This window comes from Microbacterium sp. NPDC076768, assembly GCF_040687205.1.
Taxonomy (GTDB): domain Bacteria; phylum Actinomycetota; class Actinomycetes; order Actinomycetales; family Microbacteriaceae; genus Microbacterium.
On sequence record NZ_JBFBMU010000001.1, the window covers coordinates 607,254 to 622,903 of the forward strand.

The following is a 15,650-nucleotide window of genomic DNA, read 5'->3' on the forward strand; positions in this document are numbered from 1 at the left end:
GCGCGCCTAAGCGACGATCTCCTCGCACACGCTCAACTGCGGGAGCCCGTGCATCTCGTAGCGCTCGACCAGGCGAATGCCACCGTCTTCGGTGAGCTCGAGTGAGCTCTCCCCATCACCCGTCACGACGCTGCCGTCAGCGCGGAGCACATGCACGAACGACACCCAGATCGAATCGCCAGTGCGTGTGCCGACGAACTTCCCGAAGGTGACGGTGTCGCCTTCGTAGCCGCCCCAGATAGCGCCATCCCGTTCGAAATACTCAAAGATGCTGGGGGAATCTGGGTCAACCGCTGACGTCGTCGACGACACCATCCTGAAGCGGCGGCCATCGAGCGAGGGGATGGTTTCTGTCGAAGTCACACCTCCGAGTATGGCGGATACCGCCATACCGGCGGGTAGCGTTGGCGCATGGAATGGATGTCTGATCCCGCCGCGGGGTCCTGGTTGCGCGAGCGTCTCAGTGGGAACGATGACTCGATGCACGTCGTTGTTCCGCGGGGATTTCCCGCCTATGCGCGCATCCTGCACCCGGCCATTGTGCGGTCGGCACCCTCGACCGACGCAGAGGTCGTCAACGCAGAGGTTGTCGACGAGATGGCGACCTGGACAGACGCCGCTGCGGCGTTCGGAACGACGCTGCACCCCGCAGCACAGTGGCATCGCATCGTACGAACTCCGGCCGGCGATGACTGGCACACCCGCACGGCACCCGATGGCCGCGAGTTCTCTGCACCGGTGGAGGGCGACCTCGACCCCGACCTCCTCGCCGCAGTTGCCACCCACCTCGTTGACCACACCCGCACACCGGAGGCGGGTTTCGCCGCGCTCTGGGAAGGGTGGGGTGGCGTGCTCGGTTTCCTCGGTGAGTTGCCTTCGCGCTCCTTCCTCGCGACGTCACACGACCCGCACCATCAGGCGATGCTCGACCGCAGCACCCGGGACCCGTTCAACAACGTCTTCCGCAAGCCCAGTTGGCAGGAGGGGATTCTGTCGCGCGAGATCTCCGAAGGCCCACGGCTCACTCTTCCGCACCGGGATCATGTACTTTTCTCCGCCTCCCCCCGCGCCTTCACTCACTCAGACTGGGTCACACAAGTGCCGTGGAGCGAGCGCGCGCCAGAAGAGCTCGGCTTTTCGGCCACCGCACAGAGCCCGAGCATTCTCTGGCCGGAAGGTCATTCCTGGGTGTTGGTGACCGAGGTCGACTTCGACTCCACGATCGTCGCCGGATCTGCCGCGCTGATCGCGGCGATCTGCGCCGACGAGCGCATCGAGGCACTCGCAATCCCTGAGGACACAGATCTCCGTTGGGAAGCGGATGAGGTGAACAGATGACAACCCCTCAACCGAGCTTCGATGCGCGGCCCCTGACCGATCCGGTGAACGCCAAAGCGGTGCGCGCGTTTGCGACTGAACTTCGCGCGCGGCAAAAGACAGGCGCATCAGCTGCCACCGTTATCGGCATCGTCGTGGCCGCCGCGGTCGCAGCACTAGTGCTCCCCGGCATCGTGGGGGTCATCATCAGCATGGCGACGTTGAGTGGCTCCCCCGCCGCCGCCGCGATTCCCCTACTGCTGATCTTCTTGCTTCTTGCAGGAGTCGGGGTCACCATCTGGCTCACCCTGCGCAATCGGCAGGCAGTGCGTTACCGGCTGGATCAGTTCGCCCGAGCGAACGGCATGTTCTACGAACCAAAAGTCGTCTCTCCGCCGCTGCCCGGCATGATCTTCAGCCTCGGACACTCGCGCCAGTCCACCGACCTGCTTCGCGGTACCAGGCCACGTTTCGTCGAGTTCGGGAACTACCAGTACACGGTGAAGTCGGGCAAGAATTCGATCACCTACCGTTGGGGCTACGTGGCGGTAAAGCTCGACGTGCCACTGCCGAACATCGTGCTTGACGCAAAGGGCAACAACGGTTTCGGATCGAACCTGCCCGCCTCGTTCCGCAAAGCGCAGCGACTTTCTCTGGAGGGCGACTTCGATCAGCACTTCACGCTGTATTGCCCCAAAGGCTACGAGCGTGACGCTCTCTATCTCTTCACCCCAGACATCATGGCGCGTTTTATCGACCACGCGGCACAGCTCGACGTAGAGATCGTCGACGACTGGTTGTTTCTCTACACGCAGCGCAAGGTATCTACCCTCGATCCGGCTACATGGGCGTGGTTGTTCGGAACCGTCGGGGCGTTGCTGACGAAGTTCGATCAGTGGAGCCGCTGGCGTGATGAACGACTCCTCGCCGAGAGCGCCTCATCGACCGCGACGGCCCACACACTCCCGTTCGCTCCCCCGGCAGGACTCCTCACACCTCCGCAAGGCGTGGCACCTCAGGGCCGAAGGCTGAAAAGAGGCGGTTCAGTAGTTCCGATCATCATCGTGATCGGCTTCATCGGCTTCTGGATACTGAGCCGTCTGAACTGAGCTATCTGAACTGAGCTACGCGCAACCCGAAAGTGGGGGTGGGTGTCGGCTGGGGACCGAACTCCCACCCCATCCCCCCTCGGGATCGAAAGAAGATCAACTCTCCCTCCGCATGACGGCCTTGCCGTCTCGCTCGCGGTCAGCTGGGGACTGACGCCGCTGAGCGGATACAAGAATGGTATACCGGGCCACGTTGCAACGTGTTGCATCCATACAAAGGAATGCGCTTTCATTCCGGTGTATTGCTCAGTGGGTCTTCGACTCCAGTCCAAAGTAAGCGATCTCTGCGTCATTCAGCATCCGCGAACGGATAAGAAACCTCATCCCCGTTGGCCCTTCGACCGAGAAACCTGCCCCGCGCCCCGGCACGACATCGATGGTCAGGTGAGTGTACTTCCAGTACTCGAACTGCGACTGAGACATGAAGACCTCCACCGGCGCGTCGAGCCCCACATCAAGCTCGCCCAGCAACACGTCTCCCTGTCCGGTCACGAACATCCCCACCGGGAAACACATCGGAGCTGATCCGTCGCAACATCCGCCGGACTGATGAAACATGAGCGGGCCGTGCTGCGCTGTGAGGTCGCGCACGAGAGACGCCGCCTCCGCTGTGACCGCCACGCGGTCGTACGTGCCGATGCTGACCATGGCCGTCCTTTCGTACAGAACTGTGGGCGGGCGCGAAACCGCCCGCCCACAGGAATCAGAAGAAGCCCATCGGCCCTTCTGCGTATGAAACCAATAGGTTCTTCGTCTGCTGGTAGTGATCAAGCATCATTTTGTGGTTTTCGCGTCCCACTCCCGACTGCTTGTAGCCACCGAACGCGGCGTGCGCCGGATACTGGTGATACGTATTTGTCCAGACTCTGCCTGCCTCAATCGCTCGCCCTGCGCGGTACGCCGTGTCACCACTGCGGCTCCAGACGCCGGCCCCGAGACCATAAAGCGTGTCGTTGGCGATCGAGATCGCGTCATCGAAGCCGTCAAATGAAGTGACAGAGAGCACCGGCCCGAAGATCTCCTCTTGGAAGATGCGCATATCGTTCGTGCCCTCGAAGACGGTGGGCTCGACGTAAAAGCCCTCGCTGAGGTCGCCGCCAAGATCTACGCGCTCTCCACCAGTGAGCAATCGCGCACCACCTTGTTTGCCGATATCGATGTAGCTGAGGATCTTCTCCAACTGATCGTTCGATGCCTGCGCCCCGATCATCGTGGCTGGATCAAGCGGATTGCCCTGGATCACCTTTCCGACGCGCTCCAGACCATCTGCGAGGAAGCCGTCGTAGATGGAACGCTGAATGAGCGCGCGCGACGGACAAGTGCACACCTCGCCCTGGTTGAGGGCGAACATGGTGAAGCCTTCCAGCGCCTTGTCATAGAAGGGATCCGCTGTCGCGCGCGCCACATCTTCGAAGAAGACGTTCGGGCTCTTACCGCCGAGCTCTAGCGTCACCGGAATCAAGTTCTGCGAGGCGTACTGCATGATCAAGCGGCCCGTGGTGGTCTCACCCGTGAAGGCAACTTTGCGAATGCGCTTGTGCTGCGCGAGCGGAGCGCCCGCCTCGATACCGAATCCATTGACCACATTCACCACCCCTGCCGGAAGCAAGTCTCCGATGATGTCGAACAGGAACAGCAACGACGCGGGGGTCTGTTCTGCCGGTTTGATGACGACACAGTTGCCTGCGGCGAGCGCTGGCGCGAGCTTCCACACGGCCATCAGAATCGGGAAGTTCCACGGAATGATCTGGCCGACGACTCCAAGAGGTTCGTGGAAATGGTAGGCCACAGTGTTTTCGTCGAGTTGGCTGATGCCTCCCTCTTGAGCGCGCAGAACACCCGCAAAGTAGCGGAAGTGGTCGATCGCTAGGGGGATGTCGGCGGCGAGCGTCTCTCGCACCGGCTTTCCGTTTTCCCATGTCTCGGCGACGGCGATCTCTTCGAGATGTTGCTCCATGCGGTCAGCAATCTTGTTGAGTACGACCGATCGCTCCGCTGGACTCGTTTTGCCCCATCCAGCGAACGCCTTCCAGGCAACTTCCACTGCCCTGTCGATGTCTTCGCTCGTGCCGCGACCGACTTCGGTGAAAGGCTTTCCGTTGACGGGGCTGACGTTTTCGAAGTACTGGCCCTTGGCTGGTTCGACGAACTCGCCACCGATGTAGTGGCCGTAGCGGGAACGGTAGTTCGCCAGCGCGCCAGACTGGCCAGGGGCCGCATAGGCGAGGGATACGTCTTCTTCGACGATGCTCATGGAGGTCTCCTTCGACAGGCCGCGCGTCGATGCAGCGGCGATCCTCTGAAGGTAGGTCGGGAGAGGTTGCACCCTGGTGCGCAACGTTGCAAAAGGTTGCGCACCTACTCGACCTCGAGGCGCTCGATTCTTGCCACCAGACCGGCCCGCTTAGGCGATCGCGCTGGAAGCATCTTGAGCGCCAGGCTGAGCGCTTCGACATCGCTCTGCCCTTCCGGGATGTCGGCGTACGAGAGCAAGACATCGAGACTCGCTTCCGACAGCATCACCTCGCGCAAAGCCGCTCGTACCGTCTCACGAAAATCTTCTACGCCAGGGGACGGGCACTGCGGCAGCACCGGACCGCGATACGCGGTGAGGGCGACCCTGTGCGCACCGCGATCGAGCAACGAGAGCACGTCGTGTGCATCCGTCTCCAGTGCAACGGGAAGGCGGTAGGGACGGGACTCAGGAACGAGGTCTGGTGCCGTGCGTTCTAGCACTTTACGGAGCCGCACCATCTCGGGTCGCAAGGTGTCGGGTGAGACGCCTGGACCGTAAACAAGTTCGCACAGACGCTCCGCCGAAAGACCCTGTCTGTGCACGGACAGCATCAGCAGAATCGCCGCATGGCGCGCGCTCAGCTCGACGATGGACTCGCGGTCCTCGGATTCCGTTTCAAGACGCGCCCGATCACGGCCCAACACATGCAACACCGCACGCGCCGTGGCCGTAGCGCGCGATTTTGCTGGCGTTTTCGTGCGGGGAGCAGTGTTGCGCTCACGCAGACGCGTCACCATGAGCTCCGACTCGACCGCACGTGCCGTCGCATCAACCAACAGCCGCGCCTGCGGAGTCACCACCTCAGATCCGCCCGTGATATCGATCACTCCCAGCACACGTTGCGTCTCTGGGTCACGCACGGGAGCAGCCGAACAGGACCACGGGTGCGCCAAGCGGTTGTAGTGCTCCGCCCCTCGAATCTGCACGGAACGACCAAGAGCGAGGGCGGTGCCCGGTGCGCTCGTGCCCACGGCCCCCTCCGACCAGTTGGCACCGGCAACAAAGCCCATGCCTTCAGCGAGGGAGCGGAGTTTGTAGTCGCCCTCGACCCACAGCAGACGCCCGGCCTGGTCGCCCACAGCAACCACCACCCCGGCGTCACCCGACTCAGAGGGCAAGAGGAGCGCTCGGATCATGTCCATCGCCGAGGCCAGCGGATGGGCAAGACGGTAGCTTTCTAGCTCCTCGCTGAACAGATCAAGCGGCGGAACGCCCTCCGGATGAACGCGGCCGCGCCACGATCGCTCCCAAGACTCCCGGACGAAAGGGCGAACCTCTTGCAACCGGTGGTCATCGAGATGACCGGCCAGCATCTCTTCGTGTGCGCGCTCGATAATCAGTCGTGATGTCGCAGAACGCGACTCGCGAGATAACTGCCAAGACGCAGCCACAGCGGTCTCCGATCGTTGAGAACGTGCGTTGCCCCAGTGTATGAGTCCCACCGGCCCGACGGAACCCCGGTCCCTGAGCTTGTCGAAGGGTCCTGAGCCTGTCGAAGGGTCCTGAGCCTGTCGAAGGGAGATGCTTCGACAAGCTCAGCAACCTATGTCCGGTCCCTGAGCCTGTCGAAGGGAGATGCTTCGACAAGCTCAGCAACCTATGTCCGGTCCCTGAGCCTGTCGAAGGGCGGGTTAGCGCGCAGCCCACCAGTCGCGAAGGCGTTGTTCGACGACCTCGGCGCCGAGCACGCCTTCATCCAGGCGCAGGTCAAGCAAGAATTTGTATGCCTCGCCCACTTCGCGTCCCGGACGAATCCCCAGCACCTCCTGGATGCGATTGCCGTCGATCTCGGGACGGATCGAGTCGAGCTCTTCCTGTTCCCGCAGCGCGGCAATCCGCGATTCGATGTCGTCGTAGGCGCTGGCAAGACGGCCGGCCTTGCGCTTGTTGCGTGTGGTCACATCCGCTCGGGTGAGGATGTGCAGGCGCTCCAGCAGATCCCCGGCGTCGCGCACGTAGCGCCGCACCGCCGCGTCGGTCCAGGTTCCCTCGGCGTATCCGAAGAAACGCAGGTGCAGTTCGATCAGGGTTGAGACGGCCGCTGTCGTGTCGGTATCAAAGCGCAGAGACTGCAGGCGTTTGCGCGCCATCCGGGATCCGACGACATCGTGGTGATGGAACGTGACGATCCCACCAGATTCCAACTTGCGAGTGCGCGGCTTGCCGATGTCGTGCAGCAGCGCCGCGATGCGCAACGGCACGTCTGGCGCCGCATCGGGGTGTCTGGCGTGTTCCAGCTCGATCGCCTGGCTGAGCACTGTGAGCGAGTGCTCGTAGACGTCTTTGTGGTGGTGGTGCTCGTCCACTTCGAGACGCAACGCACTCACTTCTGGCAAAAACTCTTCGATCAGTCCTGTGTCGACCAGCACGCGGATACCGCGCACCGGGTCTTCGGTCTGCATCAGCCGCACGAGCTCTGACTGGATGCGCTCCGGACTCACGATGGTGAGCGTTTCACGAAGTTCAGTGATCGCGTCAGCTGTCTCTTCGTCGACACGGAAGCCGAGTTGTGCGCTGAACCGCGCTGCACGCAGCATGCGCAACGGATCGTCTCCGAAAGAAACTCGAGGGTCCGCTGGAGTCTTCAGAACACCGGCAACCAGGTCTTCCACACCGCCGGTGGGGTCGACAAGCTTGACGGCTGGCACGAGCAGCGCCATCGAGTTGACGGTGAAGTCGCGGCGAAGAAGGTCGCCGTCGATCGTGTCTCCGAACTCAACAGTCGGTTTGCGCGTCACGCCGTCGTAGCTGTCAGCGCGGTAGGTCGTCACCTCGACCTGTTCGCCCTGTACGCGTGCACCGATCGTCCCGAAAGCACGCCCGATGTCCCACTGAGCTGTCGAAATCGGCTTGACGATTCTCAGAATCTCGTCTGGCGAGGCGTTGGTGGTGAAGTCGAGGTCGTGCGTCTGGCGGCCCAGCAATGCATCGCGCACGGGACCACCGACGACGGCCAGGTCGAAACCTGCCTTCTCAAACGCCGTCGCGAGGGTGCGGACGACCGGATTCTCGGCGAGCGCACCGAGACGAACGAGCCCGTCGGCCATATTGAGCATGGGTTCCAGCGTACCGGGGAGTGACGCCGACCCCTCCTGACTAAAACGCAGACCATCCACGCCGCGCGCGGCGCGTCACCTCACAACACGCCGCGCGCAGCGCATCTGCTCTCCGTTTTGAGTTCGGAGAACTGGGATAACCTTCACCCGAGTCCGTCCAGGTGAAGGAGAGTCAGTGCCCTCGAACGATGTGATGGCTGACGAGACCGATCAGATCGTCGCCGCCGCCCTGCAGGTGAATGGTCGTGCGTCATGGGGAGAGATTGCGCGAGCGGTCGACTTGCCAGAGCGTACGGTGGCCCGCCGCGGGCAACGAATGCTTGATCGAGGGTTGGTTCGCGTCTCTACCTACGTGGATCCCGCCCGGGTGCTGCACGCTCGTGCCGTGCTGTTCCGCATCACCACAGAGCCGCACGCGTTATGGCACGTCGCGCGCACGCTGGCGCGGCGCTCAGACGCTTCGTCTGTGTCAGTGCTGGAAGGCAGTAGCGATATCGCTGGCATGCTGCTGCCGCACGACGACGCTTCAATCCGCGAGCTTCTCTTCACCGACTTTCCGGAGCTCGAAGGTATCGACTCGATCAACGTCACCACGGTTTTGAAGTTCTTCCGCTCCGGTCACGACTGGCGCGCAGAAGTGCTCACCGATGAGCAGGCGCGCATGCTCGATGAATCGTCTGGCTCGGAGGTTGACCCTGCCGACTCTTTGAGCGCCGAAGAGGACGCCCTCATCCGATTGCTCCTCGAAGACGGTCGCATGCCGGTCGCAAAACTCGCCAGGTCGCTCGGCCTGAATGTCACCACAACGCGCCGCCGGATGGAGTCGCTGAGCCGCCGCGGTCTGATGCATCCGCGCACCGAGGTTGTTCCGAGTCTGTTCGGGCTCGGTTTAGAAGCGCTCGTCTGGTTGCGCGTACCGATGGCACGACTCGAAAAGGTGGGCACGGCACTGGCTGCTGCGCCGGAGGTGAAGTTCATCGCCGCCACCACTGGCACGTCGCAACTTCTGGCGAACGTGTTGGTCAAAGATGCCGACGCGTTCTACAAATTCCTCACCGGACCAGCGGTAGCAGGGCACGAAGGCCTCGAGGTGGTGGAGTCACTGGTGGTGATCACTCCGGTCTTGCGCGGCTCGCTGATCCTCGACGAGGCACCGGAGGGATTGGCAAGCGATATGCCCACGGGAGCCATCCGCCTGTAGGCCGATTCTGTTACAGCCATGTAAAGAATTGGCGAGATAGTTCGTTTTCGCTTGACGCAGTGGCGAAATAGGGCGAGTATCCTCACCAGGGCCATCACCCCTGGAGAGGACGACCGTGTTTACGGCTACTGGAGACGACTGGGCAGATCGCGCGGCGAAACTACCCCTGCATACGCGCATGTTTATCAACGGCGCGTGGGAGGCTGGCTCTGCTGAGCCACTGAATCCCGTGAGTCCCCGAGACGGACGTGTGCTCCCGCAGATCACCGCCGCTTCGGCAGAAGACGTCGACCGGGCCGTCCGGTCCGCCCGCGCAGCATTCGATTCCGGCGTCTGGTCGCGGATCGCCCCCCGCGAACGCGGACAGCGATTGATCGCGTTCGCGCAAAAGATTCACGACAACGCCGAAGAGCTCGCTCTCGCCATCTCATTGGAGATGGGTAAACCGATACGCGAGGCCTTGCAGACCGAGCTCCGCGCTGTCGTGAACTGCTTCCGCTGGTACGGCGAGGCGGCAGACAAGGTTCTCGACGAGATGCCTGTCACTGCACCTGGCAGCCTCGCCATGGTGACCCGCGAGCCAGCCGGGGTCGTCGCAGCCGTCGTGCCGTGGAACTTCCCGCTGACGATGACCGCGTGGAAGCTTGCCCCAGCCCTCGCGGTCGGAAACAGCGTTGTGCTCAAGCCCGCAGAACACACCACCTTCTCAGCCCTGCGTCTGGCGGAACTCGCCTTCGAGGCAGGCATCCCCGCCGGTGTTCTCAATGTCACCCCCGGTACAGGTCAGATCGCCGGTCGCGCGCTGGGTGAGCACGTCGATGTCGACATCGTGACCTTCACTGGCTCCCCCGAGGTGGGACGAAAGTTCCTCAGCTACTCCGGTGCCTCAAACGGCAAGCGCGTCTGGCCAGAACTCGGCGGCAAGACCGCGAGCCTGGTGTTGCCGGATGCCGATCTCGAACGCGCTGTGCGCGCCACCGCAGATGGCTGCTTCTATAACCAGGGTCAGATGTGCACCGCGTCGTCTCGCCTGCTCGTGCCGCGCTCCCAGCGCGACCGTGCGCTGGAGATCGCTGCGGACGTCGCTCGCACCAGCCTCCCCGCCGACCCCTTCGACGTGACCACCTCGATGGGAGCGATCGTCAGTGAGAAGCAGCTCGCCGGGATCGCCGGATTCGTCGAGCGCGCGCAGGCCGAAGGTGGCGAACTCGCCGCTGGATCCGCCGAGCGGTTCCGCGCTGTCGATGGCGGTAGCTACTTTGCTCCGGTCGTTCTGGGGGTCACCCCGCAACACGAAGTTGCCCAGCGCGAAGTCTTCGGTCCGGTGCTCTCTGTCATCGCCTACGACGATGTCGAAGACGCCCTCGAGATCGCCAACGGCACCGAGTTCGGTCTCGCCGCCGCACTGTGGAGCACCGACCTCAATGCCGTACACAAGCTCTCGCGCCGTCTGCGGGCGGGCGTGGTCTGGGTGAACTGCTTCGAAGAAGGCGACATGACCATCCCGTTCGGCGGCGTCAAGGGATCGGGATTTGGTCGAGACAAGAGCCTGCACGCCATGGACAAGTTCACCGATCTGAAGACCACCTGGATCGAGCTCTCGTGACCCGCCCGTTTATCGGCATCACCACGTGGCGCCGACTCATCGACACCGACCTTGGCGCCGGACGCCCGGCGCACAGCCTGGGCACCGAATACGCCGCGCCTATCGAGGCTGCAGGTGGAGCCGTTGTGCTGTTGCCTCCGACCGGAGGTGTAGACGAAGTTCTCGACAGGCTCGATGGACTCGTCCTCTCTGGTGGTCAAGACGTGCATCCCTCGCACTACGGTGCCGACGCACAAGAGGGAAAGAGCTACGACGCCGATCGCGACGAGTACGAAATCGCACTGGCCATCGGCGCACGCCGGCGCGGACTGCCGGTGTTGGCTATCTGCCGCGGACTCCAGGTCTGCAACGTGGCGTTCGGCGGGTCGCTTGTCGTTGAGATTCCGAACACCGAAGATCACCAGCCGGTGCGCGGTGCCGACCAGCAGCTCGCCGCAAGACACCCGGTCACCTTTGCAGAGGGCAGCAAGCTCGCGGCGCTCTATGGCACCAGGTCACGCATCGTCAACACCATCCACCACCAGTCGATCGAGGTTCCCGCCCCCAACCTCCACCCGGTCGCCTGGGCTCCAGACGGCATCGTCGAAGCCGTAGAAGCCGACGACGAATGGCCTTTCTGGGCAGTGCAGTGGCACCCCGAAAAAATGATTGACCCCGATGAGGCCGCAGAAGAGATGCCGTTGTTCACGGCTTTCGTTTCGGCCGCCAGTGAACGAGCAGCGGAACAGTCCGCTGCAGAGAAAGGAACACGATGACCAAGCAGGTCTTCCTTGAATACGAAAACGGCGTGCGCGCCGTTGCCACCCTGTTCGAGGATCTCGCCCCTCGCACCTGCGAGGCTATGTGGGGTGCACTCGAGAAGCCCGTCACGATGCAGGCGATGCACGCCATGTACGCCGGACCAGAGGTCATGGTCGGTCTGCCGGAGGAAGCGCAGAACTTCGACCCGGAGGATGTACCTTACGAGAACCAGCAGGTCGTTCCCGCACCGGGAGATTTGCAGTGGTACTGGCAGCGCCCGATGCAGATGGGTGGCTTGCCGTTTGAGTGGTACGAGATCGGAGTCTTCTACGATCGTGGTGCCCGTACCCTTGGCCCGCTCGGCTGGACGCCCGTCAACATCTGGGGCGGGATCACCGAAGGACTCGCGGAATTCGCTAAGGAAAGCGCCGCGATCCGTATTGACGGAGCGAAGCAGCTCACCATCGGACGCCTGGTTTAGGCGTCACTTAGTGCTGGACCCATCCCGAAGGAGCAGTGCATGAATACCCGAAGAATTCTCACCACCGGAGCGCTCGTCGCCACCGGAGCCCTTGTCCTCGCCGGCTGCTCAGCCAGTGACGACAGTGCAGCAACCGACGAGAAGGAGTTCGCCGGCGAGACCATCGTCGTCACCTCCTTCGGCGGCGACTGGGAAACAGCCTTCATCGAGGCTGTCGTTGACCCCTTTGAAGAAGAGACGGGCGCAAACGTCGAGCTGATCACGCTCTACAGCGCCGACGCTCTCGCGCAGGTCACCGCCCAGAAGGCGAGCCCGCAGATCGATGTCGTGCACTTCTCCGGCGGGCAGGAGTTCACTGCTGCCGAAGACGGACTCATCGCGCCGATCGCGGCCGACGAGCTCTCCTCTTCTGATGACCTCATCGACCTGGCCACCGCCGGTCTCGAGCGAGGCGAAGGCCCCGTCATCCAGCTCGCCCCGATCGGCCTCGTTTACAACACCGAGGCAGACGCACCAGCGCCGACCTCGTGGTTGGACCTGTTTGACGAGGCCTATGCCGGACACATCGCCCTCACGGACTTCTCGAACACGTACGGCGTGCTCTCGATGCTCCGCGTTTCCGACGTTCTCGGCGGCGGCATCGAAGACCCCACAGAGGCGATCACCGACCTTGGTGCGCTCGCCTCGTCTGGTGACGCCATCGTCGTCCCCACCTCCCCTGACCTGCAGACGGCATTCGCACAGCGCGACACCTGGCTCGCACCGTACGCAATGGACTACGCAGGCACGTTGAAAGACGCCGGTCTTCCGGTGGAGTTCATCGTTCCCGAAGAGGGTGCAACGGCATCCCTCATCACCGCAAACGTTGTTGAGGGTCGCGAGAACCCCGAACTCGCCAAGCTCTTCATCGACTTCGAGCTGCGCCCCGAAGCGCAGACCGTCTTCGCGGAGAACATGCGATACTCGCCGGTGAACACAGCGGTAGAGCTCTCGGGCGACGCGGCAGAAGATGTGCTGACCGGTGACGACCTCGACAACGTCGTGGTTTACGCTCCCGGTGACATCGCCGCGGACCGCCAGTCCTGGACCGACGAGTGGAATGCGCTGATCACACAATGAGTGTAAGAACCCGTAGGGAGCCCTGGCTCCTGCTCCTGCCGGCGATCGTGCTGCTCACGCTCGCCTTCATCACCCCGGTGGCTGGCATGCTCCTCATGAGCGTGCAATCGTCGGCAGGCGGGTTCACCCTCGACAACTTCACCCGGTTGTTTACGAGTGAATATCACCTCCAGGCGGCGCTGCGATCGCTCCGCCTGGGGGTGACCCAGACGGTGATCACTTTGATCATCGCCATCCCGCTGTCATACGTGATGGCGCGTGCCGGTTCGAAGGTACGCTCCTTCCTTCTCCTCGTCGTAATCCTCCCCCTCATGACGAGCGTGGTTGTTCGCACCTTCGGCTGGGTGGTCCTGATGGGCCCCTCAGGACTCCTGATGGATATTCCAGGAGCAGAACTTCTCGTCGGTGGGACTCAAGGGTTCCTCGGCACGGAGACCGGCGTTGTCATTGCGATGGTGCAGGTTCTCCTCCCCTTCGCCGTCCTCAGCATCCTCGGCGTCATCTCCGGCATCAAGCCGCAGCTCGAAGAGGCGTCTCGCACGATGGGCGCCGGTTTTTGGCGCACGCTGTGGCACGTTGTTCTCCCGCTAGCTGTGCCCGGCATCGTCGCCGGTGCCTCGCTCGTCTTCGTCCTCTCGGTGAGCTCCTTCATCACGCCCCGCTTCATCGGCGGCGCACAGATTCCGGTGTTCGCCCAGACGATCTACGTCGACGCAACTACCAACCTCGACTGGTCGTTCGCGGCCGCTCAAGCCGTGCTGTTGTTCGCCGGGGTCATGCTCGTGCTCGCAGCGACATCGCGACTCGGGAAGCAGAAGGTGTGACCATGGTTCGTTCCGTTCCGATTCTCGGCAGAGTCCTCGCCATCATCCTCGGCGTCATTGTGACGCTGTACATGCTCGTTCCGTTGATGGTCGTCGCAGGCGCATCTGTCGGCGAAGACCGCTTTCTGACCTTTCCTGGCAAAGGCTTCACGCTCGACTGGTATGTCGATGCCCTCACCTCCGACACCTACCTTGAGCCGTTCCGGCTGAGCCTGCTGGTCGGCATCACCGTGGCGATCGTCGCGGCGTCGATCGGCACAGCGGCTGCCCTCGCGCTCACCCGTTTCAAGGTGCCGGGCGGCGCGGCCATCCAGGCCCTCCTGATGTCACCCCTGACGATCCCCACGATCATCCTCGCCATTGGCGCGCTGTCTGTTGCCTCTCTCACCATTGGTGCTCCGAATGTCGGCGTGCTGGTGGCGATCCACGTGGTGATCGCCATCCCCTACGTGATGCGCACCGTCACCGGGGTCATGGCACGAGCGGATCACTTCACAGAAGAGGCGGCGCGCACGCTCGGGGCAAGCACCTGGAGCCGCTACCGACTTGTGGTTCTCCCCATCGCCCGCCCCGGTATCGCTGCCGGAGCATTCTTCGCCTTCAACATCTCTTTCGACGATGCGGTCATCGCCCTCTTCCTGCGCACCCCGCAGCTTGAGACGCTCCCCATCGCCATTTACGGCCAGCTGGAGTTCAGCACGTCGCCCACCGTGGCGGCAGTCTCAACCCTGATGGTTTTGCTTACCGTCGTTCTTATGATCGTGCTCGAACGCATCATCGGCCTGGGAAGGTTGTTCGTCTGATGACAACACTCACCATTTCTGCTCTCACCAAAGACTTCAAGGGAACTTCGGTGCTCAAAGGCATCGACCTCGCGGTGCAGTCGGGGGAGTTCGTCTCTCTGCTCGGGCCTTCCGGCTGTGGAAAGACGACGCTGCTCCGCTGCATCGCGGGTCTGGAGTCACCCAGTGGCGGACGTATCGAGATCGCCGGCCAAGATGTGACCAAGCTGCCGCCGGAGAAGCGCCACCTCGGGATGATGTTCCAGAGCTACGCGCTCTTCCCGCACATGAGTGTGGTGGAAAACGTGCGTTTCGGTTTGCGTATGTCCGGCGAGAAGCCGAAAGCAGAGCAGAAGGAGCTCGCCGTGCGCGCCTTGGAGCGCGTGCAGATGGGTCACCTCGCCGACCGGATGCCTGCCCAACTCTCTGGCGGACAGCAGCAGCGCGTCGCGCTCGCCCGCGCCATCGCCTTTGAGCCGAAGGTGCTGCTTCTGGATGAACCGCTCTCGAACCTCGACGCGCGCCTGCGCGAAGACATGCAGGTCGAGTTGAAAGAACTCCACCGCACGCTCGGGTTGACCACGGTTTTTGTGACACACGACCAGGAGGAGGCGATGAGCCTCTCTGACCGCGTCGTGCTCATGAACGGCGGAGTCATCGAGCAGGAAGGCGCGCCGACCGAGCTCTACGGCACTCCGCGCACCGCCTTCGCCGCCGACTTCATCGGCGCGGCGAACCTGCTCCCCGCCAACCGCTCCGGCGCAGTGGCGACACTGGACGGAACCGCGATTCAGGTGCCGCTGACCATCGCTGGCCCCAACGGTGCGGGTGAAGTGGTGCTCCGGCAGGAAGACCTGCGCCTCGCCCCCCTCGTCGGCGGTGAAACCCCGGTGAGCGTTGAGGTCGTGACTCACGTGTACCGCGGAGCCGACATCGTCTACATTGTCGAACTCGCGGGCAAGCGCATGCGGATCGTGCGTCCTCGCCATGAAGAGCCGATTCCCGAGGGCACAGCCGGACTCGGGTGGCGCGAAGGCTCGGTGCTCTGGATCGCTGCGGCGTAACGGGTGATCCACGGGTCGAGCCCCGGCGACGGGGCGCCTGACCCGTGGATAGGC

Annotated in this window: 15 protein-coding genes; 10 read left to right on the forward strand and 5 right to left on the reverse strand. The window is 63.0% G+C overall.

Annotated features, from left to right (window positions below; genetic code table 11):
- Positions 1–6: 6 nt before the first annotated feature.
- Entirely contained in the window at positions 7–363 is a 357-nt protein-coding gene (locus AB0O87_RS03050; RefSeq protein ID WP_363511613.1) for a hypothetical protein, read from the reverse strand.
- Positions 364–411: 48 nt separating this feature from the next.
- Between AB0O87_RS03050 and AB0O87_RS03055 the strand changes: the two genes are divergently transcribed.
- Complete coding sequence (locus tag AB0O87_RS03055) at positions 412–1,338, forward strand: hypothetical protein (RefSeq protein WP_363511614.1); 927 nt, start codon at positions 412–414, stop codon at positions 1,336–1,338.
- Positions 1,335–2,426, forward strand: a complete 1,092-nt coding sequence (locus tag AB0O87_RS03060) for a hypothetical protein (RefSeq protein ID WP_363511616.1) — start codon at positions 1,335–1,337, stop codon at positions 2,424–2,426. Before AB0O87_RS03055 ends, AB0O87_RS03060 begins: the two co-directional genes overlap by 4 nt.
- Positions 2,427–2,672: 246 nt before the next feature.
- On the opposite strand, the gene AB0O87_RS03065 is transcribed toward AB0O87_RS03060, so the two are convergent.
- From AB0O87_RS03065 to AB0O87_RS03080, 4 genes are all read right to left on the reverse strand, one after another.
- Complete coding sequence (locus AB0O87_RS03065) at positions 2,673–3,074, reverse strand: DUF779 domain-containing protein (protein WP_363511617.1); 402 nt, start codon at positions 3,072–3,074, stop codon at positions 2,673–2,675.
- Positions 3,075–3,129: 55 nt separating this feature from the next.
- Positions 3,130–4,680: an aldehyde dehydrogenase family protein gene (locus tag AB0O87_RS03070; RefSeq protein ID WP_363511619.1), complete on the reverse strand. Its 1,551-nt coding sequence runs from the start codon at positions 4,678–4,680 to the stop codon at positions 3,130–3,132.
- A 104-nt stretch (positions 4,681–4,784) separates the two neighbouring features.
- Positions 4,785–6,035: a GAF domain-containing protein gene (locus AB0O87_RS03075; RefSeq protein ID WP_363512902.1), complete on the reverse strand. Its 1,251-nt coding sequence runs from the start codon at positions 6,033–6,035 to the stop codon at positions 4,785–4,787.
- 318 nt (positions 6,036–6,353) lie between these two features.
- On the reverse strand, positions 6,354–7,778 hold the full coding sequence (locus AB0O87_RS03080) for a CCA tRNA nucleotidyltransferase (protein ID WP_363511621.1): 1,425 nt from the start codon (positions 7,776–7,778) through the stop codon (positions 6,354–6,356).
- 175 nt (positions 7,779–7,953) lie between these two features.
- Between AB0O87_RS03080 and AB0O87_RS03085 the strand changes: the two genes are divergently transcribed.
- The 8 genes from AB0O87_RS03085 (at position 7,954) to AB0O87_RS03120 (ending at position 15,596) form a co-directional block, all read left to right on the forward strand.
- The gene (locus AB0O87_RS03085) at positions 7,954–8,979 is read left to right on the forward strand and encodes an Lrp/AsnC family transcriptional regulator (RefSeq protein ID WP_363511623.1); all 1,026 of its coding nucleotides are present in this window, start codon (positions 7,954–7,956) and stop codon (positions 8,977–8,979) included.
- A gap of 115 nt (positions 8,980–9,094) precedes the next feature.
- Entirely contained in the window at positions 9,095–10,585 is a 1,491-nt protein-coding gene (locus AB0O87_RS03090; RefSeq protein WP_363511625.1) for an aldehyde dehydrogenase family protein, read from the forward strand.
- On the forward strand, positions 10,582–11,340 hold the full coding sequence (locus tag AB0O87_RS03095; RefSeq protein WP_363511627.1) for a gamma-glutamyl-gamma-aminobutyrate hydrolase family protein: 759 nt from the start codon (positions 10,582–10,584) through the stop codon (positions 11,338–11,340). The genes AB0O87_RS03090 and AB0O87_RS03095 overlap by 4 nt, the downstream gene beginning before the upstream one ends.
- Positions 11,337–11,807 (forward strand): DUF3830 family protein, encoded by a 471-nt coding sequence (locus AB0O87_RS03100; RefSeq protein WP_363511629.1) that lies wholly within the window; start codon positions 11,337–11,339, stop codon positions 11,805–11,807. The genes AB0O87_RS03095 and AB0O87_RS03100 overlap by 4 nt, the downstream gene beginning before the upstream one ends.
- A gap of 39 nt (positions 11,808–11,846) precedes the next feature.
- Positions 11,847–12,926 carry an extracellular solute-binding protein gene (locus AB0O87_RS03105; protein WP_363511630.1) on the forward strand — a complete coding sequence of 360 codons (1,080 nt, stop codon included), beginning with the start codon at positions 11,847–11,849 and terminating at the stop codon, positions 12,924–12,926.
- On the forward strand, positions 12,923–13,750 hold the full coding sequence (locus tag AB0O87_RS03110) for an ABC transporter permease (RefSeq protein WP_363511632.1): 828 nt from the start codon (positions 12,923–12,925) through the stop codon (positions 13,748–13,750). The genes AB0O87_RS03105 and AB0O87_RS03110 overlap by 4 nt, the downstream gene beginning before the upstream one ends.
- Positions 13,751–13,752: 2 nt before the next feature.
- Complete coding sequence (locus AB0O87_RS03115) at positions 13,753–14,553, forward strand: ABC transporter permease (RefSeq protein WP_363511634.1); 801 nt, start codon at positions 13,753–13,755, stop codon at positions 14,551–14,553.
- Positions 14,553–15,596, forward strand: a complete 1,044-nt coding sequence (locus AB0O87_RS03120) for an ABC transporter ATP-binding protein (protein ID WP_363511636.1) — start codon at positions 14,553–14,555, stop codon at positions 15,594–15,596. Before AB0O87_RS03115 ends, AB0O87_RS03120 begins: the two co-directional genes overlap by 1 nt.
- The last annotated feature ends 54 nt before the right edge of the window (positions 15,597–15,650 follow it).

Coding starts and splice junctions, on each gene's coding strand:
- AB0O87_RS03055 (WP_363511614.1), top strand. CDS start 412: ATGGAATGGATGTCTGATCCCGCCGCGGGGTCCTGGTTGCGCGAGCGT.
- AB0O87_RS03060 (WP_363511616.1), top strand. CDS start 1,335: ATGACAACCCCTCAACCGAGCTTCGATGCGCGGCCCCTGACCGATCCG.
- AB0O87_RS03065 (WP_363511617.1), bottom strand. CDS start 3,074: ATGGTCAGCATCGGCACGTACGACCGCGTGGCGGTCACAGCGGAGGCG.
- AB0O87_RS03070 (WP_363511619.1), bottom strand. CDS start 4,680: ATGAGCATCGTCGAAGAAGACGTATCCCTCGCCTATGCGGCCCCTGGC.
- AB0O87_RS03075 (WP_363512902.1), bottom strand. CDS start 6,035: ATGCTGGCCGGTCATCTCGATGACCACCGGTTGCAAGAGGTTCGCCCT.
- AB0O87_RS03080 (WP_363511621.1), bottom strand. CDS start 7,778: ATGCTCAATATGGCCGACGGGCTCGTTCGTCTCGGTGCGCTCGCCGAG.
- AB0O87_RS03100 (WP_363511629.1), top strand. CDS start 11,337: ATGACCAAGCAGGTCTTCCTTGAATACGAAAACGGCGTGCGCGCCGTT.
- AB0O87_RS03105 (WP_363511630.1), top strand. CDS start 11,847: ATGAATACCCGAAGAATTCTCACCACCGGAGCGCTCGTCGCCACCGGA.
- AB0O87_RS03110 (WP_363511632.1), top strand. CDS start 12,923: ATGAGTGTAAGAACCCGTAGGGAGCCCTGGCTCCTGCTCCTGCCGGCG.
- AB0O87_RS03115 (WP_363511634.1), top strand. CDS start 13,753: ATGGTTCGTTCCGTTCCGATTCTCGGCAGAGTCCTCGCCATCATCCTC.
- AB0O87_RS03120 (WP_363511636.1), top strand. CDS start 14,553: ATGACAACACTCACCATTTCTGCTCTCACCAAAGACTTCAAGGGAACT.